Genomic DNA, 18,521 nt, shown 5'->3' on the forward strand with positions numbered 1-18,521 from the left:
CCCGACCCGGCCCGAGCCCATGGGCCGCGCGCATCGAGCGGCCCGCCGAGGCCCGTCGAGGCCCGCCGAACGAGCACCCTCGTTCGGCGGGCGCCGGCTCGCGCGCTCGCGTTACTTGATGACCGTCTTCGCCTCTTTGACGAGATCGGGCGCGAGCGTCACGCCTTGCTTCGCGGCCGCGTCGGCGTTGACGAACAGCTCGAGGTTGCTGCTCGTCTCGGACGCGATCGCCCCCGGCTTCTCGCCCTTCAGGATTCGCGCGACGACCTTGCCCGTCTGCCGGCCGAGGTCGCCGTAATTGATGCCGAGCGCCGCGACGCCGCCGCGCTTCACGCTGTCGGTGTCGCCCGCGACGAGCGGGATCTTCGCCTCGTTCGCGACCTTCACGAGCGATTCGTACGCGGACACGACGTTGTTGTCGGTATTCGTGTAGATCACGTCGACCTTGCCGATCAGGCTCTTCGCGGCGGGCGCGATGTCGACGGTGCGCGGCGCGGCGGCTTCCTTGAGCGCCATCCCCTGCTTCGCGAGGATCTCCTTCAGCGCCTTCACGACGACGACCGAATTCGCCTCGCCCGGGCTGTAGACCATGCCGACCGTCTTCGCCTTCGGCACGACGCGCTTGATGAGCGCCACTTGCCTGTCGAGCGGCAGCTTGTCGGACACGCCCGTCACGTTGGTGCCCGTCGGTCCCCAGCCCTTGACGAGCTGCGCGGCGACAGGATCGGTCACGCCCGTATAGACGACGGGCACGCTCTTCGTCGACGCGACGACGGCCTGCGCGGCGGGCGTCGCGATCGCGACGATCACGTCGGGGCGATCGCCGATGAACTTGCGGGCGATCTGCGCCGCGGTGCCGGTGTTGCCCTGCGCGCTCTGATATTCCCACTTGAGCTTGTCGTCGCCGTAGCCTTCGGCCTTCAGTTCCGCGCGCACGCCGTCGCGGATCGCGTCGAGCGCCGGGTGATCGACGATCGACAGCACCTTGACGGTCTGCGCGTGCACGGCGCCGGCGCCGAGCATCGCGAACGCCGCGACGCCCGCCGCGATCGAATGAGCGGCAACGATCTTGAATTGCTTCATGAGTCTGTCTCCCCCGGTTCTGAATGGTAGGCGGACCGCGCTCCCCGGAACGTGCGCGGCTCGCGCCGCCGCGCCGAAAACGGGGCGCGACGGCATGCGTCCGAGGATATCATTTCCGCAGACTATTCAATATTTCGGGACAGTCCGGACGAGCGCGCGCCGTCGGACCGCAGGCCGCTTCGCCCAAAACGAAAAAAGCCCGCGCAATTCAAATTGCGCGGGCCTTCCGGCGATTCGAAGCTATCGGACGGCGCTCAGAAAGACGCGACCATCGAGCCCTTGAACTGCTTCGCGATGAATTCCTTCACTTCCGGCGACTGGTACGCCTTCACGAGCTTCTTCACCCAAGGTTGATCCTTGTCCTTCGCGCGGACCGCGATCAGGTTCGCATACGGGCTCGTCAGCGATTCGAGCGCGATCGCATCCTTGGTCGGCTGCAGGTTCGCCGCGAGCGCGTAGTTCGTGTTGACCACGGCCGCGTCGACATCGGACAGCACGCGCGGCAGTTGCGCGGCGTCGAGCTCGGTCAGCTTCAGCTTCTTCGGATTCTCCACGACGTCGAGCACGGTCGCGTTGTTGCCGCCCGTGCCGGCGCCCGCCTTCAGCTTGATCACGCCCTGCGTCTGCAGCAGCAGGAGCGCGCGGTTCTCGTTCGACGGATCGTTCGGCAGCGCGACCTTCGCGCCGGCCGGCAGATCCTTCAGCGACTTGAACTTCTTCGAATAAACGCCGATCGGCGAGATGTACGTGAGGCCCGCGCTCACGATCTTGTAGCCGCGCTGCTTCACCTGGCTGTCGAGGTACGGCTGATGCTGGAAGCTGTTCGCGTCGAGGTCGCCCGCGTCGAGCGCCGCGTTCGGCTGCACGTAGTCGTTGAATTCGATGACCTTCACGTTCAGGCCTTGCTTCTCCTTCGCGACCTTCTGGACGACTTGCCAGACCTGCGCGTCCGGGCCCGCGACCGTGCCGACCTTGATCACCTTGTCCTGCGCTTGCGCGCCGGCGGAAACGGAGAGGGCAGCCGCGCCGGCCGCGACCGCGGAAACAATTTTCAGGAGAGTGCGACGCTTCATCTATTTCTCGCTTGCTTGCAGAACCATCCAGGCTCGATAAAGGGAACGCGACGGCCTGACCGGCCGGGCCGCGCATCGGAAAGCGCAAATGGTGTCACAAGATCGCAAGGCTGTGAAATACATCCCGTTCATATCGGTATGGGAATGCGTCATGCGAGCGCCGGCTCGACGCGGCGGGACGGCGCGGCCGCGTTCGGCCCGCCCCGCGCCACCGCACCCGCGCAAGCCGCGCCGTCGCCGACCTGGAACGCGCTCACCGATTCGCGCAGCCGCGCCGCCTGCTCCTGCAGCGACGACGCGGCGGCGGCCGCCTCCTCGACGAGCGCCGCGTTCTGCTGCGTCATTTCGTCCATCTGCGTGACGGCGCGGCCGACCTGCGAGATCCCGCTCGACTGCTCCTCGGACGCGGCCGCGATCTCGCCCATGATGTCGGTCACGCGCCGCACCGCCTGCAGGATCTCGGTCATCGTCGTGCCCGCCTGGCCGACGAGCGCCGAGCCGTTGTGCACGCGCTCGACCGACGCGTCGATCAACTGCTTGATCTCCTTCGCGGCGGTCGCGCTGCGCTGCGCGAGCGAGCGCACCTCGCCCGCGACGACCGCGAAGCCGCGCCCCTGCTCGCCCGCGCGCGCCGCCTCGACGGCCGCATTCAGCGCGAGGATGTTGGTCTGGAACGCGATGCCGTCGATCACGCCGATGATGTCGGCGATCTTCTGCGAGCTGTCGTTGATCTCGCCCATCGTGCCGATCACGCGGCTCACGACGTCGTTGCCCTTCAGCGCGATCTCGGACGCGCTGTTCGCGAGCCCGCTCGCCTGCCGCGCGTTCTCGGCGTTCTGCTTGACCGTCGCGGTCAGCTCTTCCATGCTCGCCGCGGTCTCCTCGAGCGATGCGGCCTGCTGCTCGGTGCGCTGCGACAGGTCGTGATTGCCCGCCGCGATCTCGTGGCTCGCCGCCGCGATCGACTCCGCCGCGAGGCGAATGCCGCCGATCGTCGACTGCAGGCGGCCCTGCATGTCGCGCATCGCGGCCATCATGCTCGTCTCGTCGCCCGCGCGCACCGCGACGGGCCGCGTCAGGTCGCCCGCCGCGATCCGCGCGGCAAGCGTGGCCGCCTCGTCCGGCTCGCCGCCCAGGCTCGCGCGCACGTTGCGGATGATGACGAGCATCGCCACCGTGATCACGAAGCCGATCACGAACACCACCGCGAGGTGGCCGACGAGCGTCTCGTAGTAGACAGTGTCGATGTCCTTCACGAACACGCCGCTCGAGATGTTCCAGTCCCACGGCGCGAAGCGCGTCACGTAGCTGATCTTCGGCACCGCAGTCTCGCTGTGCGGCAGCCGCCCGCGATATTCGGCGAAGCCGTGCCCGCTCTCCTTCGCCGCGTTCAGGATCGCGACGAAGAGCGGCTTGCCGTCCGGGTCCAGGAAATCGCCGACCTGCGTGCCGACGAGCTTCGGCAGCGTCGGATGCATCAGCACGACGGGCTTCGAATCCATCACGAACAGATAGCCGGAATCACCGTAGCGCATCGCCGACAGGCGCTCGAGCGCGTCGCGCCGCGCATCGGCGTCGCTCATCTTGCCGCTCTGCGCGAGCGCGTAGTACGCCTTCACGACGCCCGCCGCCGAATCGACGAGGTTCGCCATCCCTTCCTTGCGCTCGGCGAGCATCGTGGAGCGCGTCTCGAACGCGCTCCATGCCCCCACTCCCAGCAATCCGACCCATACGAGCGCAAGCGCCAGCCACAACTTGCGATTCAAGCTCATTCTGTTCATCGTGTGTGCCTTCCCGTGTCGTGTTCGTTGCGCACCATCCGCGCCGCGGCCCCGGCAGCGAACGATCGCTGCCGCTATTTACGGCACGCTGGCTTACAACTTGAATGGAAGCGCGACGGCGGCGGCTGTGCTACAAGGACGGCTTGGCCGCGACAGGGCGTCGCGGTCCGCTTTCCGAAGAGGCCTCCATGTACGTGATCGACATCCGCTACACCGCGTCGCTCGAGCGCATCGACGACGCGCTCGAACGCCACCGCGCGTATCTGCAACGCCATCTCGACGCCGGCGTGTTCGTCGCCTGCGGGCCGAAGGTGCCGCGCGACGGCGGCGTGATCCTCGCCGTGCGGATCGATCGCGACGCACTGGATGCGATCCTCGAGACCGATCCGTTCGTCACCGATGGCCTCGTCACGTACACGGTGACCGAATTCCGGACGACGCGCGTCGCGCCGGGCGTCAATCTGCCGGCACTGCCGTAAGCGGCGCGCGGGTTCGGAAAAAGACGGGAAGAAGCGCGCAGGCGGGATCGACTGATGGGACGGCAAAACCGACTGCTTGCGGCAAGACGCCGTTGTCCGCGGCGCTTGCCGCGATCGCCGCGCCGCGATTTCCGCCATCGCCATGAAAAAACCCCGAAGGCCGGACCGGCGTCCGACGCTTCGGGGTGCATGCCGCGCCGACGAGCGGCCGCGCGGCCGCTCGATTCTCTATCAGTCGAGCAGCAGCTTCAGGTCGTGGACCCACGGCCCCGGCCCCTGGCCGTCGCGCACGAAGAGGCGCAGCTTGCCGCTCGGATCGAACACGTAGCTCGCGGCGGTGTGGTCCATCGTGTAGCTGTCGGGCGTCTTGCCCGGCACCTTCGCGTAATAGACGCGGAAGTCCTTCGTCACCTTCTTCAGCTGCGCCTCGTCGGCGGGCCGCAGGCCGATGAAGGCCGGATTGAACGCGGGCACATACTGGCCGAGCAGCGCCGCGGTGTCGCGCTCCGGATCGACGGTGACGAACAGCACCTGCACGCGCTTGCCGTCCGGGCCGAGCTGCTGCAGCGCCTGCGACAGCTCCGCCATCGTCGTCGGACACACGTCCGGGCAGTGCGTGTAGCCGAAGAACACGACGACCGCCTTGCCCTTGAATTCGCCGAGCGTGCGAATCTTGCCCGTCGTGTCCGGCAGCGCGAAGCCGCTCGCGAATTGCGTGTTGCCGGTGATGTCGAGATTCTGGAACGCCGGCTGCTTGTTGCAGCCCGCGATCGACAATGCGCCCGCGAGCATGCAGGCGAACAGCCAGCCGCGCTGCGCGCGGCGGCGTGCGAACAGGGATTTGAGCATCGCAATCGAACCGTTGGAGTTACATCCCGATCACGGGACGTGCGTAGTGGTCGACCAAAAGCGCGGCGAACAGCAGCGACAGATAGACGATCGAATAGCGGAACGCCTTGCGCGCGAGCGCGTCCGAATAGTCGCGGTAGATCTTCCATGCGTACGCGAGGAAGATCGCGCCGAGCAACACGGCGCTCGTCAGGTAGACGGCCCCGCTCATGCCGGAGATGAACGGCATCATCGTGACCGCGAACAGGATCACCGTGTACAGCAGGATGTGCAGCCGCGTGAACTTCTCGCCGTGCGTGACGGGCAGCATCGGCAGGCCCGCGTTCTCGTAGTCCTTGCGGCGGTACAGCGCGAGCACCCAGAAGTGCGGCGGCGTCCAGACGAAGATGATCAGCACGAGAATCCACGCGTCGCCCGGCACCGCGCCCGTGACGGCCGCCCAGCCGAGCGCGGGCGGCATCGCGCCCGACGCGCCGCCGATCACGATGTTCTGCGGCGTCATCGGCTTGAGCAGCAGCGTGTAGATCACCGCGTAGCCGACGAACGTCGCGATCGTCAGCCACATCGTCAGCGGATTCGTGAACGTGTAGAGCGTCCAGGCGCCGAGGCCGCCCAGCACGGTCGAGAACACGAGGATCTGCGCGGACGTGATCTCGCCGCGCGCGGATGGCCGCCACGCGGTGCGCCGCATCATCGCGTCGATCTTCTGCTCGACGAGGCAATTGATCGCAAACGCGGCGCCCGCCAGCAGCCAGATGCCGATCGTGCCGCCGAGCAGCACTGTCCACGGCACCATCCCCGGCGTCGCGAGGAACATCCCGATCACCGCGCAGAACACGGCGAGTTGCGTGACGCGAGGCTTCGTCAGCGCCAGATACTGGGAGAGGCGGCTACCGGGCGTTTGGGAAAGTGTGGTGTCCATGTACGGTCAACGTCACGCGGGCGCGGCGTCGCGCGCGGGTTGCGCGGCGCGGCCGGGACGGCTTGAAAGGATGCGAAAGTTTAGCATGACGACGAGGAGGAGCAGGATCGCGGCCCCCCCGTTATGCGCGACCGCGACCGGCAAAGGCCACTGCAACACGATATTCGTCAAACCCGTGACGAATTGCAGCACGACGACGAACAGCACGCCGTTCGCCGGGCGCCGCAACGACGCGAAGCGGCGCATCTTCAGCGCGAACGCGACCAGGTACGCGACGACGACGAACGCGAACGTCCTGTGCGTCCAGTGAATCGCGACGAGCGCGTCCTGCGTGATCGCGTCGCCGTCGTTCGTCATGCCGAGCGCGCGCCACAGGTGGAAGCCGTTGCGGAAGTCCATCGGCGGAATCCATGCGCCGTTGCAGGTCGGGAAGTCGGCGCACGCGAGCACCGCGTAATTCGTGCTGACCCAGCCGCCGAGCGCGATCTGCGCGACGAGCAGGACGAGCGCGGCGAGCGCCGCCGCGCGATAGCGGCCGGCCCCGGGCTCGTATGCGGGCAGCGGCGTCTGGCGCGCGGCGAGCCAGCCGAGCGTGCCGAGCAGCATGAGGCCGAGCAGCAGATGGATCGTCACGATCACGGGCTGCAGCTTCATCGTCACGGTCCACGCGCCGAACGCGCCCTGCACGAGAATCAGCAGCAGCAGGCTCGTCGGCCACCACGGCGACACGTGGAGCGGCCGGCGGCGCAGCCGCGCGGCCCACGCGATCACGGTCTGCGCGATGATCAGCACGCCGATCGCCATCGCGAAATAGCGGTGGATCATCTCGATCCACGCCTTCGTCATACTGACGGGGCCCGTCGGCATCGCCTGATGCGCGGCGGTGATCGCCGCGTGCGCGACGAACGGCGACGACGTGCCGTAGCAGCCCGGCCAGTCCGGGCAGCCGAGGCCGGAATCGGTCAGGCGCGTGAAGCCGCCGAACATCACGAGATCGAGCGTCAGGAACGTCGTGATCCAGACGAGCTTGCGGAACTTGTCGTCGTCCGCCTTCACCCACACGTACGACAGCGGCAGCAGCGCGATGCAGAGGCCGATCAGGCCGAGTTGCAGTAGATACATCCGTGTTTCTCTCTTACCCTCTATCGCCGGTCGCAGCCGGCGCTCAACCGATGCTCGACCACTTGAGGAGCTTCGTCACGTCCTTCTTGATCTTGCTCGGATCCGGATTCTTCGGGAAACGCATCATCAGATTGCCGTTCGGATCGACGAGATAGATGTGATCGGCGACCTGCGTGCCCGCATCGGCCGGCAGCCATGCGGCGACGGCGGCCGGATCGGCGCGCAGCTTGACCGTGTCCGGATACGCATCCGCGATCGCGGCCGGCACGTTCGCCGCGTCGCTCTTCAGCCACACCATCGTGATCCGTTGCCGCTCGCCTGCCTGCGTCGCGCGCACCTGGCGCATGAAGTAGAGCTTCTTCGCGCACGCGTCGTTGCACGCGCCGCCGTCTTCCATCACGAACAGCCACACGCCGCGCAGCGACGCGAGCGGCACCGTCTTGCCCGCTTCGTCGACGACGTTCAGATCGGGCGGAATCGGCCGCTGCGGCTCGATCAGCGTGCCGTAGTTGGTCGCGCTGCCGCGCGGCTTGATCACGTAATACGTGAAATACGACGCGATCACAGGCGCCGCGCAGACGAGCGCGAGCGCGAGCAGCACCCAGCGGCCGCGCTTCCATGAACCGCGCTGCGCGGGTTCCGCTTGCCGGCCGCCCTGCGGCTCCGTCGGACGGGAAGATTGCATCACCAAAGAAACCTCTTGAAACGATGGACGTCGCGCGGCGCCGCGCGACGGACCGGCGCCGCCGTCACGCGTCGCCGGACTGCTTTTTCGCCGCGCGCCGCGCGGCATACAGACCGAAGCCGGCGGCAGCCGCCGCCATGCCCCACCACTGAAACATGTAACCGTAGTTGCGCTCGACGCCCGTCGTCGGCGCGGGCCAGTCGCGCACGAGTTTGTCGCCGCCGTCGCTCGTCTGCTGAATCACGAACGGCTGCAGCGGCAAGCCGGTTTCCTGCGCGTACGCGGCGGCGTCGAGATTCTGCCGGATCTTCTGATGCGCGGCCGAGCCGCCTTCGCCGAGCTCGAACGCGCGCGACGCGCTGCCGCGCGCGATGCCCTCGATCGTCACGTCGCCCGCTGGCGTCGCGAACGGCTCGATCGCGGTGCGGTCGGCGAAATTGCGCGGCAGCCATCCGCGGTTCACGAGCACGTAGCCGCCGTTCGCGAGCTTCAGCGGCATCACGACATAGAAGCCCGGCTGATCGTTGTACGGCCGGTTGTCGAGGAACACCGCGAGCTCCGGCATGAAACGGCCAACCGCGCGCACGCGGTGGAACTCGATATCCTTCAGCGCGACGGGCTCGCGCGACACGTCGACGGGGCTCGCGTGCTCGTAGCGCGTGATCTGCGATTCGAGCGCCTCCTTCTGATGCGCGCGGTCGCGCTGCCAGAAACCGAGCCGCACCGTCACCGCGATCACCGCGAGAATCAGCAGCGCGGGCAGCCAGCGAATCCTCATCGCGCCGCTCCCTGGGGGCGACGACTGCCCGACCGAAGTGCGATAATGGTTTTTTCTTCCTCTAATTGCCGGTTTCCGGTTAGCTTCATGCACATTCTCGTTCCGATCGCCTTCGTACTCATCATCGCCAGCATGGTATCGGCGCTGTATTTCATGATGCACGACCGGGGCCATACGAAGCGGATGGTCTGGTCGCTCGCGATGCGAGTCGGCCTGTCGATCTCGCTGTTCCTGTTCATCCTGTTCGCGAACTGGATGGGCTGGATCCATTCGACCGGTATTCCGATTGGTCGCTAATGCGGCATAACGCCGCACGAGTACGATCCATTTAAGCAAAAACGCCGCCCGACGAAGTCGGGGCGGCGCACCGGTCGGCCTGCGGCCCTTCGGCGCACATCGCGGCGCCGACGAACCAAGCAAACGGCCCGCGCATCGCTGCGCGGGCCGTTTTCGTTGTTACAGCCAATAGACGACGACGTACAGGCCCAGCCAGACGACGTCGACGAAGTGCCAGTACCACGCGGCGCCTTCGAATGCGAAGTGGTGATCCGGCTTGAAGTGGCCGCGGATCATCCGCGCCAGCACCACCGCGAGCATCGTGCCGCCCAGAAACACGTGGAAGCCGTGGAAGCCCGTCAACAGGAAGAACGTCGAGCCGTACACGCCGGAGCCGAGCGTCAGGTTCAGCTCGTTGTACGCGTGGAAATACTCGAAGCCCTGCAGGAACAGGAAGCAGATACCGAGCACGAGCGTCGCGGCGAGCCATGCGATCGCCTTCGTGCGGTGATCGTCGCGCAGCGCGTGGTGCGACACCGTCAATGTCGCGCCCGACGACAGCAGCAGCGCGGTGTTGAGGGTCGGGATCGGCCACGGGCCCATCGTCTTGAAGTGGCCGACGAGCGCGCCCGGGCCTTCGTTCGGCCACACGGCGGAAAAGTCCGGCCAGATCAGCTTGTAGTCGAGGCTGCCGAGCTGATGCATCGCGATTTCACGCGCGTAGAACAGTGCGCCGAAGAACGCGCCGAAGAACATCACTTCGGAGAAGATGAACCAGCTCATGCTCCAGCGGTACGACTTGTCGACACGCTTGCCGTACATCCCGCTTTCGGACTCGGCGATCGCATCGCCGAACCAGTGATACAGCACGAACAGAAGCCACAGCAGCCCGACGAGCGCCGTGTAGGGCGCCCACGGCTCGCCGTTGACCCACAGCGCAAACGAGCCGAGCATCACCAGCAGGCCGACGGCCGCGCTGATCGGGTGCTGCGACGGATGCGGCACGAAATAGTACGGGCTCTCGTTTTGACCGGTCATGCTTGATTCTCCACTTCAGTCCAATTTGTTCCGGAACGATCCGGCTTATTTCTCTCTCGCGGCGCGCGCGGCGCCGCCTCACCTTCTGCTTGCGGGCTCGCGAAGCCGCGCGCCCGCCAAATCCGAATCCGCTACCCCACCACCGCGCGCACGATCAGGATCAGCACGCCGACGAACAGCGCCGCCCCGATCAACGCGGCGATCAGCACGTACAGCGGGTTGAGCTGCGTCGCGTCCGCTTCGAGATCGCGCCGCTTGCGCACGCCGAAGAACGACCACAGTACCGCCTTCATCGTCTGCAAGAACGTACTCTTGTTACCCGATCCGCTCGTCATTGTCGCCCCTCCCCTATATCAGGCGGCGGGCTTCGCCGCGGCGAAGCCCGTCTGCCCCGCGGCGCCACGCACAGCGGGCGCGGGCGTATTCAGCTCGAAAAACGTATACGACAGCGTGATCGTCTTCACGTCCTTCGGCAGCTTCGGATCGATCACGAACACGACCGGCATGTCGCGCGTCTCGTTCGCCGCGAGCGTCTGTTGCGTGAAGCAGAAGCACTCGATCTTCTTGAAGAACTCGGTGGCCTGCTTCGGCGCGTAGCTCGGGATTGCCTGCGCGACCACCGTTCTGCCCTGCCCGTTCGTCACTTCGTAGACGACCGTCATCAACTCGCCCGGATGCACGTCGATGCTGTTGCGCTTCGGCTTGAAGCCGAGCGGTCCGCGCGCGTTCGCATCGAGCTCGATCGACACCGTCCGGGTGTAATCGATCTGCGTGTTCTTCGCCTCGCGCTCGCTGACGTCGCGCTGCAGCAAGTTGTTGATGCCGGTGATCTGGCAGATCGCGCGATACATCGGCACCAGCGCGAAGCCAAAACCGAACATCAGCCCCGCCACGACGACGAGCTTCACGAGCATCGACCGGTTGAACGCGCGATCGACGTTCGCCTCGGACTTCGACATCAGGCCTTCCTCAATACTGCGTCAGGACGTGGACGCAATCCACTGCCGGACGACGGCACCCACAAAGAAAACGGCGACGACGATGAGCAGGATCAAAAGCAGCCGCTTGTTGCCCGCGCGAATCTCGTCGGGCGTTCGTCTTTTTTGTGAATTCCGGGTCATGCGATATTTTTTCGATTGGACTCCGCCGCCCGCGTCGCACGACGCGGGCGGCGAAAATAGGCAAACCGTTACTCGACCGTCGGCGGATGCTCGAACGTGTGGAACGGAGCCGGGCTCGGCACCGTCCACTCGAGGCCCGTCGCGCCGTCCCACGGCTTGTCGGAAGCCCGCTCGAGCTCGCCGCCGCCGCGATACGCGGGCAGCACGACCGCGAACAGGAAGTACACCTGCGCGAGGCCGAAGCCGAATGCGCCGATTGTCGCGAGCTGGTTGAAGTCGGTGAACTGCGCCGGGTAGTCCGCATAGCGTCGCGGCATGCCCGCGAGGCCGACGAAGTGCATCGGGAAGAACGTGACGTTGAAGAAGATCATCGACGACCAGAAATGGATCTTCCCGCGCGTCTCGTTGTACATCCAGCCCGTCCACTTCGGCGCCCAGTAGTACCACCCGGCGAAGAGGGCGAACAGCGAACCCGCGACGAGCACGTAGTGGAAGTGCGCGACGACGAAGTACGTGCCGTGGTACTGGATGTCGAGCGGCGCCATCGCGAGCATCAGGCCCGTGAAGCCGCCCATCGTGAACACGAACAGGAAGCCGATCGCGAACAGCATCGGCGTCTCGAACGTCAGCGAGCCGCGCCACATCGTGGCCGTCCAGTTGAACACCTTCACGCCCGTCGGCACCGCGATCAGCATCGTCGCGTACATGAAGAAGAGCTGGCCCGTGACCGGCATGCCGGTCGCGAACATATGGTGCGCCCAGACCATGAACGACAGGATCGCGATCGACGCCGTCGCGTACACCATCGAGCTATAGCCGAACAGCGGCTTGCGCGAGAACGCCGGGATCACCTGCGACACGATCCCGAACGCCGGCAGAATCATGATGTACACCTCGGGGTGCCCGAAGAACCAGAAGATGTGCTGGTACATCACCGGATCGCCGCCGCCTGCCGCGTTGAAGAACGACGTGCCGAAGTGACGGTCGAACAGCACCATCGTGATCGCGCCCGCCAGAACCGGCATCACCGCGATCAGCAGGTAAGCGGTGATGAGCCACGTCCACGCGAACATCGGCATCTTCATCAGCGTCATGCCCGGCGCGCGCATGTTGAGCACCGTCACGACGATGTTGATCCCGCCCATGATCGACGACGCGCCCATGATGTGCACCGCGAAGATCGCGAAGTCCATGCCCGGGCCCATCTGCGTCGACAGCGGCGCGTACAGCGTCCAGCCGGCGGCCGTCGCGCCGCCCGGCGCAAAGAACGAGCCGACGAGGAGCACCGCCGCGACGGGCAGCAGCCAGAAGCTGAAGTTGTTCATCCGCGCGAACGCCATGTCGGACGCGCCGATTTGCAGCGGAATCATCCAGTTCGCGAAACCGACGAAGGCCGGCATGATCGCGCCGAACACCATGATGAGGCCGTGCATCGTCGTCAACTGGTTGAAGAACTCGGGCCGCATGATCTGCAGGCCCGGTTCGAACAGCTCGGCGCGAATCGCGAGCGCCATCACCCCGCCCGACAGGAACATGATGAACGAGAACAGCAGGTACAGCGTACCGATATCCTTGTGGTTGGTGGCGAACAGCCAGCGCCGCCAGCCGTGCGGGGTTTCGTGCGCGTGGTCGTCGTGCGCGTGGCCCGCGGCTACGTCGTGCCCGATGCTAGACATGAGAATCTCCTAATGCGAATACGTCGACAAACACAGCGACACGTCAAGCCGCCGGCCCGATCTCGACCCGCCGGGCTTCCTTCGCGTCAGCCCCGCCCGTGATCGTTTCCGGCTTCTTCAGAATGATGCGCTCTTGCGCGATGCCCGCGGCCTTCAGCGCATCGCGCACCGCTTGTGCGCGGCGCTTGGCCAGTTCGGCGTTCGCGTCGGCCGGGCCCGTCTTGTCGGTGAAGCCCGACAGCGCGAGCTTCGCGTCCGGATGCGCCTTCACGTATTCAGCCGCTGCGGCGATCGCGTCCTTCGCGTCGGCCGGCAGTTCGCTCTTGCCCGTCTCGAAATAGATTTCCGCCGGCAGCGCCTGTGCCTGCGCCTGCGCGGCCGCGCCCGAAGCTTCCGCCGCCGGCGCCGCCGTGTCGCCCGCCTGTTGCGCGACGTCTTCCGGCAGCTTGCCGTTGCGTGCGTCGGCCACCTGCTTCGGCTGCAGCGAGTCGCCCTTGTGGTTGCCCCACGAATTGCGTTCGTACGTGATCACCGACGCGATGTCGAGATCCGACAGCGACGCCCACGACGGCATCGCGCCCTTGCCCTTCAGCACCTGCTCGAGGTGGCCGGCGATCGGGCCGTTGACGATCTTGCCGCCGTCGAGCGCCGGGAATACGCCGACGCCCTTGCCGTTCGGCTGGTGGCACACCGCGCAGTTCGCCTTGTAGACCTCTTCGCCGTGCGCCACCAGTTCGGCGCGCGTATACACCTTGCTCGGATCGACCGCGCCGGCTGCGAGCTTCGCCTTCTGCGCGCTCACCCACTTCGCGTAGTCGTCGTCCGACAGCACTTCGACGACGACCGGCATGTACGCGTGCTCCTTGCCGCAGAGTTCCGTGCAGAAGCCGCGGTAGGTGCCCGTCTTCTCCGCCTTGAACCAGGTATCGCGGACGAAGCCCGGGATCGCGTCCTGCTTGACGCCGAACGCCGGGACATACCACGAGTGGACGACGTCGTTCGCGGTCGTGATGATGCGGATCTTCTTGTTGACCGGCACGACGAGCGGGTGATCGACTTCCTGCAGATAGGTGTCGCTGATCGGCTGCTGGCCGTTGACTTCGCTGCGCGGCGTCGACAGCGTCGACAGGAAGCTGATGCCTTCGCCCGGCCCCTTCACGTAGTCGTAGCCCCACTTCCATTGGTAGCCGGTAACCTTGACTGTGAGATCGGCGTTCGTCGTGTCCTTCATCGCGACGACGGTCTTCGTGGCGGGCAGCGCCATCAGCACGACGATGATGAACGGCACGATCGTCCAGATGATTTCGACGGTGGTGCTTTCGTGGAAATTGGCGGCCTTGTGGCCTTTCGACTTACGGTGCGCGAAGATCGAATAGAACATCACGCCGAACACGCCGACGAAGATCACCGTACAGAGGATCAGCATCATCGTGTGGAGGTCGTAAAGCTCCTCGGCGATCTTCGTCACGGGCGGCTGGAGATTGATCTCGTTGACGCGGGGGCCGCCCGGGCTGTCGCCGACCGCCAGAGCGGCGCCGGACAAGAGCAACCCGCTGCATGCCAGCACGCCCGTGAGGGCTCGCTTGATTGTTTTCATAGCTTCCTTACCCAAAATTTCCATTCAAACCCTCCCCCGTCGCTGGCCGCCCGCTTCACGCCGGCCACCCCGTTCAGCCGCAGCGCGACAGCGAAGCGCGCAGCTCGCGCGCGAACTGCGCGCGCCGGTATTGCGCGAGGTGCTGCCCGACCACGACGGCCTCTCCGCGCGACACCAACTTGATGGGATCGCGCGGCGACGCACCCGGCTCGACCCGCACCCAGCGCGGGTTCAATTCGATCTGCGTCAGCCGCTCCGCGCTCATCCGCTCGATGACGAGCCGGTGAGGATACAGCCGGATGCGTTCGTAATCGACCGCATGGCGCGCATAGACTGCGAACGCGACACCCACCGCCAGCAACTCGACCCCGGTGAAAGGCAGCACGAGCCAGGCTCCGCGCCACGACAACAGGACTGCGATCGACAGCGAAAACGCCGCGAGCGAAACGTAGAACGCCACGAATTGACGCGGCGACACCGAACAGTTGCGCTTCATCAGCCAGTCCGCGAGGACCGGTTCGGCGTCATGCAAACCGTTCGCTGCTTCCATCGCTGCCTCTCGCGAATGGCGTCTGATGCTCGCCCTCATCGGGCGGCCGTCCTGTATTGTGAGGACCCCCAGGACGACAAACTGTCGCATTATAGGCGGGTTCAAAGTCATCCACAAGCAAACGGCCATCGCCCGGCAAGCCAAGCGCGACAAGCTTTCCGGCCATTTTAGGAGGCTTTTTCCAGCCTCCCGCGGCCGTTGATTCCCGGCATAACGAAACCCCGCTTTACCGCGTCACGAACGCTTCGGCCGCCCTCTGCCGATGTCCTGCACGCGCACGATGCTGAAGCCTTCCGCAGTCATGCGCGGTGCCGCCTTCCATGCGTGTCCGTAGATCACTTCGAACGTCAGCGGAATCGTGCCGTCGTCGCGCCGGCGCGCTTCGAGCGCGTCGCAGAGCGCCGCGCGCAGGCGGCGCGACGCATGTCCCGACGCGTCGCGCCCGAACGGATACGCGCCCAGGCGGCGCACGTCCGCAAGCAGCGAATCGGGCGACTTGTAGGTGACCGTCAGCGTCTCCTGGTCCATCACCGGAATCTCGAAGCCGCTCTCGACGAGCATGTCGCCGAGATCGTGCATGTCGACGAAATCGATCACGCGGGCGACAGCGGGCGCGTCGCCCGCCGCGGCGGCCGCCTCCGCGCACGCGGCGCGCAGCTCGCGCAGCGTGTCGGGGCCGAGCGTGCTGAACATCAGCAGCCCGTCGACGCGCAGCACGCGATGCCATTCGGGAAACACGAGATCGGGACGCGCGTGCCAGTGCAGCGCGAAGTTGGACCAGAGGAAATCGAACGCGTCGCTCGCGAACGGCAACGCGGAGAAATCGGCTTGCGCGACGCGCGGCCCGCGATGGCCGAGCGCCTTCGACAGCGTCGCCGGCAGGAACCGGCGCCAGCTCGTCTCGGCCGTGTCGCGCGCGGCCGCGCGCGCGAGCATCCCGCGCGACACGTCGACGCCGAACACGGGCGCTTCCGGGAAGCGCGCGCGCAGCAACGGCAGGTCGTCGCCCGTGCCGCAGCCCGCATCGAGCACGCCCGCCGGATTCACCTTGATGTAGTCGAGGCGCTCCCGCATCCGCTGCGCGATTTCGCGCGGCAGGAACGACACGGCGTCGAACGCGGCGGCGCGGCGGTCGAAGATCCGCTGCAAGCGCCGTGGATCATAGGCCGGACGGCTGGTTTCTGCGGGAGCTGGGGACATGTCGGGCACACTGGCGAAGAGCCCGAAGTATACTCGCTCGCTTCGCGCCATTCAGCGAAGCGGCCCGTTGCAGGAGCCGAACCATGGCGAATCCCGCCGTATTGCGATGCGGCATCCGGGCGGCGGCGGCGCGCCTGGGCATTGTCCTGGCACGTTTTTCCGCTGCTGCGCTGCCGAACCGCTGCGCACTGTGCGGCAATTTGTCACATCGGACAATTTGCGACTGTTGCGACAGCGCGCATTGGAATGAGGCGCGGCTGCGCTGCCCGCGCTGCGCGTTGCCGCTGCCCGGCGCGCGCGGACCGGGCGGCGTGATGCGCTACCGCTGCGGCGCGTGCGCCGAGTCGTCGCCGCCGTTCGACGCGACGCTCGCGCTCGCCGATTACCGCGCGCCGCTCGACAGCCTCGCGGTCGACCTGAAGTTCCGCGCGCAGCTCGCGCTCGGCCGCGAACTCGGCGAGCGCCTCGCGCGGCTCGCAGCGGACGCGCTCGACGGCGCGCCGCCGCTCGACGTGATCGCGCCCGTGCCCCTCGCGCGGCGCCGGCTCGTCGAGCGCGGCTACAACCAGGCGTGGACGATCGCGCGGCCGCTCGCGCGCATGCTGAAGGTGCGCGCCGACGCGACGCTCGCCGCGCGCGTGACCGACACCGCGCCGCAATCGCGGCTCGCATTCGATGCACGGCGCGCGAACGTCGCGGCGGCGTTCGAGATCGCGCGTCCGGTCGCGGGGCTGCACGTCGGCATCGTCGACGACGTGATGACGTCGGGCGCGACGCTCGACGCGCTCGCGCGCAAACTGAAAGAAGCGGGCGCGCGGCGCGTGACGAACTTCGTCGCGCTGCGCACCGCGAAGGATTGACGGCGCGCCGCATCGCGCCACCCGTACGCGTTCATACGCTTTTCACCGATCGAATCGAAACATGTTCAACGTCGTTCTCGTCGAGCCCGAAATTCCGCCGAACACCGGCAACGTGATCCGGCTGTGCGCCAACACGGGCGCGCGGCTGCATCTGATCGAGCCGCTCGGCTTCCCGCTCGATGACGCGAAGATGCGCCGCGCAGGACTCGACTATCACGAATATGCGCAGATGCGCGTCCATCGAGATTGGGATGCGTTCATCGCCGCCGAGGCGCCCGATCCCGCGCGCATGTTCGCGTTCACGACGCGCGGCTCGGGACGCTTTCACGATCGCGCGTTCGTGCCGGGCGACTGGTTCGTGTTCGGCGCGGAAACGCGCGGGCTCGCGCCCGAGCTCGTCGAGCGCTTTCCGTCCGGGCAGCGCGTGCGGCTGCCGATGCGGCCGGGCAATCGCAGCCTCAATCTGTCGAATACGGTCGCGGTGGTCGTGTTCGAGGCGTGGCGGCAGGCGGGGTTCGAAGGCGGAGCTTGAGAAGCGCGCGAAGCATCGAGCGGATCGATTCGAGCGATCGGGACCATGGCGAAAAGCTGCGCTGAACGTCGCGTCGCCTGTGTCGCGGCCGGTCGCCGGCGGAAGTGAATCCGGCAAGACGAACGGGCCGGGATCGTTCACGCCGCGACGAACCGCTCCGTGACGGATCGACGGCGAGGACGTCGGGAACGAAGAAGGCCGCGACTTCGTACTACGTCGATGACAGCGCTCGACGCCTCCGTCAAAACCGCGCAAGCTCCGTGCGATAAAGCTCGAGCATCGCGTCGGAAAAGCACGCGAACACGATGCGCTCGAATTTCGCGCCAGCCAACGCATCGACCACCGTGCGCACGGCGATCGCAGTCGCATCGTCGGGCGGGAAGCGATACACGCCGCAACTGATCGCGGGAAACGCAAGCGACACGCAACCGGCGTCGGCCGCCACCTCGAGCGAGCGCCGGTAGCACGACGCGAGCAGTTCGGGCTCGCCGCGCCCGCCGCCGTGCCATACCGGGCCGACCGTGTGGATCACGAACTTCGCGGGCAGCCGGTAGCCGCGCGTGAGCTTCGCGTCGCCCGTCGCGCAGCCGCCGAGCGTCGCGCATTCCTTGACCAGCTCGGGCCCCGCCGCGCGATGGATCGCGCCGTCCACGCCGCCGCCGCCCAGCAACGACTCGTTGGCCGCATTGACGATTGCGTCGAGCGCGAGCGTCGTGATGTCGACGACGCGCGCCTCGACCGACGTCGAACCGATGCTCGGCATGACGTCCTCCATCGAATTGATCGCGATACGCACAGCGTACGCTCGCTCGGCCCGTGCGCACAGACGCACGAAACCGGTGCGCGCAATGCCGCGCGCCCGATTTCGCTTGTCTCGCCTGATTGGGTTCGATTCGGCT

General features: G+C 66.6%; 22 protein-coding genes. 4 read left to right on the plus strand and 18 right to left on the minus strand.

Going from position 1 to position 18,521, the window contains the following annotated elements:
- Nucleotides 1-111 precede the first annotated feature (111 nt).
- From WS62_RS02360 to WS62_RS02370, 4 genes are all read right to left on the minus strand, one after another.
- Nucleotides 112-1,083, minus strand: coding sequence for an ABC transporter substrate-binding protein (locus WS62_RS02360; RefSeq protein WP_066567204.1), 972 nt, complete (start codon nucleotides 1,081-1,083; stop codon nucleotides 112-114).
- 254 nt (nucleotides 1,084-1,337) lie between these two features.
- On the minus strand, nucleotides 1,338-2,156 hold the full coding sequence (locus WS62_RS02365) for a MetQ/NlpA family ABC transporter substrate-binding protein (RefSeq protein WP_066567206.1): 819 nt from the start codon (nucleotides 2,154-2,156) through the stop codon (nucleotides 1,338-1,340).
- Nucleotides 2,157-2,309 (minus strand): permease, encoded by a 153-nt coding sequence (locus WS62_RS32315; RefSeq protein ID WP_082720631.1) that lies wholly within the window; start codon nucleotides 2,307-2,309, stop codon nucleotides 2,157-2,159.
- On the minus strand, nucleotides 2,306-3,937 hold the full coding sequence (locus WS62_RS02370) for a methyl-accepting chemotaxis protein (protein WP_066567208.1): 1,632 nt from the start codon (nucleotides 3,935-3,937) through the stop codon (nucleotides 2,306-2,308). The genes WS62_RS32315 and WS62_RS02370 overlap by 4 nt, the downstream gene beginning before the upstream one ends.
- A 188-nt stretch (nucleotides 3,938-4,125) precedes the next feature.
- Here WS62_RS02370 and WS62_RS02375 point away from each other — a divergent pair, with 188 nt between their 5' ends.
- Nucleotides 4,126-4,416: a YciI family protein gene (locus tag WS62_RS02375; RefSeq protein ID WP_066495451.1), complete on the plus strand. Its 291-nt coding sequence runs from the start codon at nucleotides 4,126-4,128 to the stop codon at nucleotides 4,414-4,416.
- Nucleotides 4,417-4,647: 231 nt separating this feature from the next.
- On the opposite strand, the gene WS62_RS02380 is transcribed toward WS62_RS02375, so the two are convergent.
- From WS62_RS02380 to WS62_RS02400, 5 genes are all read right to left on the minus strand, one after another.
- Nucleotides 4,648-5,265, minus strand: a complete 618-nt coding sequence (locus tag WS62_RS02380; protein WP_066567211.1) for an SCO family protein — start codon at nucleotides 5,263-5,265, stop codon at nucleotides 4,648-4,650.
- 19 nt (nucleotides 5,266-5,284) lie between these two features.
- A complete protein-coding gene (gene cyoE, locus WS62_RS02385) occupies nucleotides 5,285-6,187 on the minus strand; it encodes a heme o synthase (protein ID WP_066495464.1) in 903 nt (300 codons plus the stop codon).
- A gap of 12 nt (nucleotides 6,188-6,199) precedes the next feature.
- Nucleotides 6,200-7,309 (minus strand): COX15/CtaA family protein, encoded by a 1,110-nt coding sequence (locus WS62_RS02390; RefSeq protein ID WP_066495481.1) that lies wholly within the window; start codon nucleotides 7,307-7,309, stop codon nucleotides 6,200-6,202.
- 43 nt (nucleotides 7,310-7,352) lie between these two features.
- Nucleotides 7,353-7,994, minus strand: a complete 642-nt coding sequence (locus WS62_RS02395) for an SCO family protein (RefSeq protein ID WP_066567355.1) — start codon at nucleotides 7,992-7,994, stop codon at nucleotides 7,353-7,355.
- Between the two features lie 64 nt (nucleotides 7,995-8,058).
- Nucleotides 8,059-8,772: an SURF1 family protein gene (locus tag WS62_RS02400; RefSeq protein ID WP_066567213.1), complete on the minus strand. Its 714-nt coding sequence runs from the start codon at nucleotides 8,770-8,772 to the stop codon at nucleotides 8,059-8,061.
- 87 nt (nucleotides 8,773-8,859) lie between these two features.
- Here WS62_RS02400 and WS62_RS02405 point away from each other — a divergent pair, with 87 nt between their 5' ends.
- A complete protein-coding gene (locus WS62_RS02405) occupies nucleotides 8,860-9,069 on the plus strand; it encodes a twin transmembrane helix small protein (RefSeq protein ID WP_004200193.1) in 210 nt (69 codons plus the stop codon).
- Between the two features lie 159 nt (nucleotides 9,070-9,228).
- Here WS62_RS02405 and WS62_RS02410 read toward each other — a convergent pair whose 3' ends face one another.
- The 8 genes from WS62_RS02410 to WS62_RS02440 form a co-directional block, all read right to left on the minus strand.
- A complete protein-coding gene (locus WS62_RS02410; protein ID WP_059471820.1) occupies nucleotides 9,229-10,086 on the minus strand; it encodes a cytochrome c oxidase subunit 3 in 858 nt (285 codons plus the stop codon).
- 131 nt (nucleotides 10,087-10,217) lie between these two features.
- Nucleotides 10,218-10,421, minus strand: a complete 204-nt coding sequence (locus WS62_RS02415; RefSeq protein WP_066567218.1) for a DUF2970 domain-containing protein — start codon at nucleotides 10,419-10,421, stop codon at nucleotides 10,218-10,220.
- An 18-nt stretch (nucleotides 10,422-10,439) separates the two neighbouring features.
- Nucleotides 10,440-11,045, minus strand: coding sequence for a cytochrome c oxidase assembly protein (locus tag WS62_RS02420; protein WP_066567220.1), 606 nt, complete (start codon nucleotides 11,043-11,045; stop codon nucleotides 10,440-10,442).
- A gap of 21 nt (nucleotides 11,046-11,066) precedes the next feature.
- The gene (locus tag WS62_RS32325) at nucleotides 11,067-11,207 is read right to left on the minus strand and encodes a cytochrome oxidase small assembly protein (protein WP_004550920.1); all 141 of its coding nucleotides are present in this window, start codon (nucleotides 11,205-11,207) and stop codon (nucleotides 11,067-11,069) included.
- 68 nt (nucleotides 11,208-11,275) lie between these two features.
- A complete protein-coding gene (gene ctaD, locus WS62_RS02425; RefSeq protein ID WP_066567222.1) occupies nucleotides 11,276-12,883 on the minus strand; it encodes a cytochrome c oxidase subunit I in 1,608 nt (535 codons plus the stop codon).
- 43 nt (nucleotides 12,884-12,926) lie between these two features.
- Nucleotides 12,927-14,504, minus strand: a complete 1,578-nt coding sequence (gene coxB / locus WS62_RS02430) for a cytochrome c oxidase subunit II (protein WP_066567225.1) — start codon at nucleotides 14,502-14,504, stop codon at nucleotides 12,927-12,929.
- A gap of 49 nt (nucleotides 14,505-14,553) precedes the next feature.
- Nucleotides 14,554-15,030 carry a DUF2244 domain-containing protein gene (locus WS62_RS02435; RefSeq protein ID WP_066567228.1) on the minus strand — a complete coding sequence of 159 codons (477 nt, stop codon included), beginning with the start codon at nucleotides 15,028-15,030 and terminating at the stop codon, nucleotides 14,554-14,556.
- A 234-nt stretch (nucleotides 15,031-15,264) separates the two neighbouring features.
- Nucleotides 15,265-16,230: a methyltransferase domain-containing protein gene (locus WS62_RS02440; protein ID WP_066567358.1), complete on the minus strand. Its 966-nt coding sequence runs from the start codon at nucleotides 16,228-16,230 to the stop codon at nucleotides 15,265-15,267.
- An 83-nt stretch (nucleotides 16,231-16,313) separates the two neighbouring features.
- Between WS62_RS02440 and WS62_RS02445 the strand changes: the two genes are divergently transcribed.
- Both WS62_RS02445 and trmL read left to right on the plus strand, forming a co-directional pair.
- Nucleotides 16,314-17,090: a ComF family protein gene (locus tag WS62_RS02445; protein WP_066567231.1), complete on the plus strand. Its 777-nt coding sequence runs from the start codon at nucleotides 16,314-16,316 to the stop codon at nucleotides 17,088-17,090.
- A 61-nt stretch (nucleotides 17,091-17,151) separates the two neighbouring features.
- Entirely contained in the window at nucleotides 17,152-17,622 is a 471-nt protein-coding gene (gene trmL, locus WS62_RS02450; RefSeq protein WP_066567233.1) for a tRNA (uridine(34)/cytosine(34)/5-carboxymethylaminomethyluridine(34)-2'-O)-methyltransferase TrmL, read from the plus strand.
- Nucleotides 17,623-17,863: 241 nt separating this feature from the next.
- On the opposite strand, the gene WS62_RS02455 is transcribed toward trmL, so the two are convergent.
- The gene (locus WS62_RS02455) at nucleotides 17,864-18,385 is read right to left on the minus strand and encodes an O-acetyl-ADP-ribose deacetylase (RefSeq protein WP_066567360.1); all 522 of its coding nucleotides are present in this window, start codon (nucleotides 18,383-18,385) and stop codon (nucleotides 17,864-17,866) included.
- Between the last annotated feature and the right edge of the window lie 136 nt (nucleotides 18,386-18,521).

Origin of the sequence: Burkholderia sp. ABCPW 14, assembly GCF_001523835.1 — a bacterium.
GTDB classification, from domain to species: domain Bacteria; phylum Pseudomonadota; class Gammaproteobacteria; order Burkholderiales; family Burkholderiaceae; genus Burkholderia; species Burkholderia mayonis.

Bases quoted from the DNA above. Each gene is read 5' to 3' on its own strand.
- WS62_RS02360 (WP_066567204.1), bottom strand. From the start codon at position 1,083: ATGAAGCAATTCAAGATCGTTGCCGCTCATTCGATCGCGGCGGGCGTC.
- WS62_RS02365 (WP_066567206.1), bottom strand. From the start codon at position 2,156: ATGAAGCGTCGCACTCTCCTGAAAATTGTTTCCGCGGTCGCGGCCGGC.
- WS62_RS32315 (WP_082720631.1), bottom strand. From the start codon at position 2,309: ATGACGCATTCCCATACCGATATGAACGGGATGTATTTCACAGCCTTG.
- WS62_RS02370 (WP_066567208.1), bottom strand. From the start codon at position 3,937: ATGAACAGAATGAGCTTGAATCGCAAGTTGTGGCTGGCGCTTGCGCTC.
- WS62_RS02375 (WP_066495451.1), top strand. From the start codon at position 4,126: ATGTACGTGATCGACATCCGCTACACCGCGTCGCTCGAGCGCATCGAC.
- WS62_RS02380 (WP_066567211.1), bottom strand. From the start codon at position 5,265: ATGCTCAAATCCCTGTTCGCACGCCGCCGCGCGCAGCGCGGCTGGCTG.
- cyoE (WP_066495464.1), bottom strand. From the start codon at position 6,187: ATGGACACCACACTTTCCCAAACGCCCGGTAGCCGCCTCTCCCAGTAT.
- WS62_RS02390 (WP_066495481.1), bottom strand. From the start codon at position 7,309: ATGTATCTACTGCAACTCGGCCTGATCGGCCTCTGCATCGCGCTGCTG.
- WS62_RS02395 (WP_066567355.1), bottom strand. From the start codon at position 7,994: ATGCAATCTTCCCGTCCGACGGAGCCGCAGGGCGGCCGGCAAGCGGAA.
- WS62_RS02400 (WP_066567213.1), bottom strand. From the start codon at position 8,772: ATGAGGATTCGCTGGCTGCCCGCGCTGCTGATTCTCGCGGTGATCGCG.
- WS62_RS02405 (WP_004200193.1), top strand. From the start codon at position 8,860: ATGCACATTCTCGTTCCGATCGCCTTCGTACTCATCATCGCCAGCATG.
- WS62_RS02410 (WP_059471820.1), bottom strand. From the start codon at position 10,086: ATGACCGGTCAAAACGAGAGCCCGTACTATTTCGTGCCGCATCCGTCG.
- WS62_RS02415 (WP_066567218.1), bottom strand. From the start codon at position 10,421: ATGACGAGCGGATCGGGTAACAAGAGTACGTTCTTGCAGACGATGAAG.
- WS62_RS02420 (WP_066567220.1), bottom strand. From the start codon at position 11,045: ATGTCGAAGTCCGAGGCGAACGTCGATCGCGCGTTCAACCGGTCGATG.
- WS62_RS32325 (WP_004550920.1), bottom strand. From the start codon at position 11,207: ATGACCCGGAATTCACAAAAAAGACGAACGCCCGACGAGATTCGCGCG.
- ctaD (WP_066567222.1), bottom strand. From the start codon at position 12,883: ATGTCTAGCATCGGGCACGACGTAGCCGCGGGCCACGCGCACGACGAC.
- coxB (WP_066567225.1), bottom strand. From the start codon at position 14,504: ATGGAAATTTTGGGTAAGGAAGCTATGAAAACAATCAAGCGAGCCCTC.
- WS62_RS02435 (WP_066567228.1), bottom strand. From the start codon at position 15,030: ATGGAAGCAGCGAACGGTTTGCATGACGCCGAACCGGTCCTCGCGGAC.
- WS62_RS02440 (WP_066567358.1), bottom strand. From the start codon at position 16,230: ATGTCCCCAGCTCCCGCAGAAACCAGCCGTCCGGCCTATGATCCACGG.
- WS62_RS02445 (WP_066567231.1), top strand. From the start codon at position 16,314: ATGGCGAATCCCGCCGTATTGCGATGCGGCATCCGGGCGGCGGCGGCG.
- trmL (WP_066567233.1), top strand. From the start codon at position 17,152: ATGTTCAACGTCGTTCTCGTCGAGCCCGAAATTCCGCCGAACACCGGC.
- WS62_RS02455 (WP_066567360.1), bottom strand. From the start codon at position 18,385: ATGCCGAGCATCGGTTCGACGTCGGTCGAGGCGCGCGTCGTCGACATC.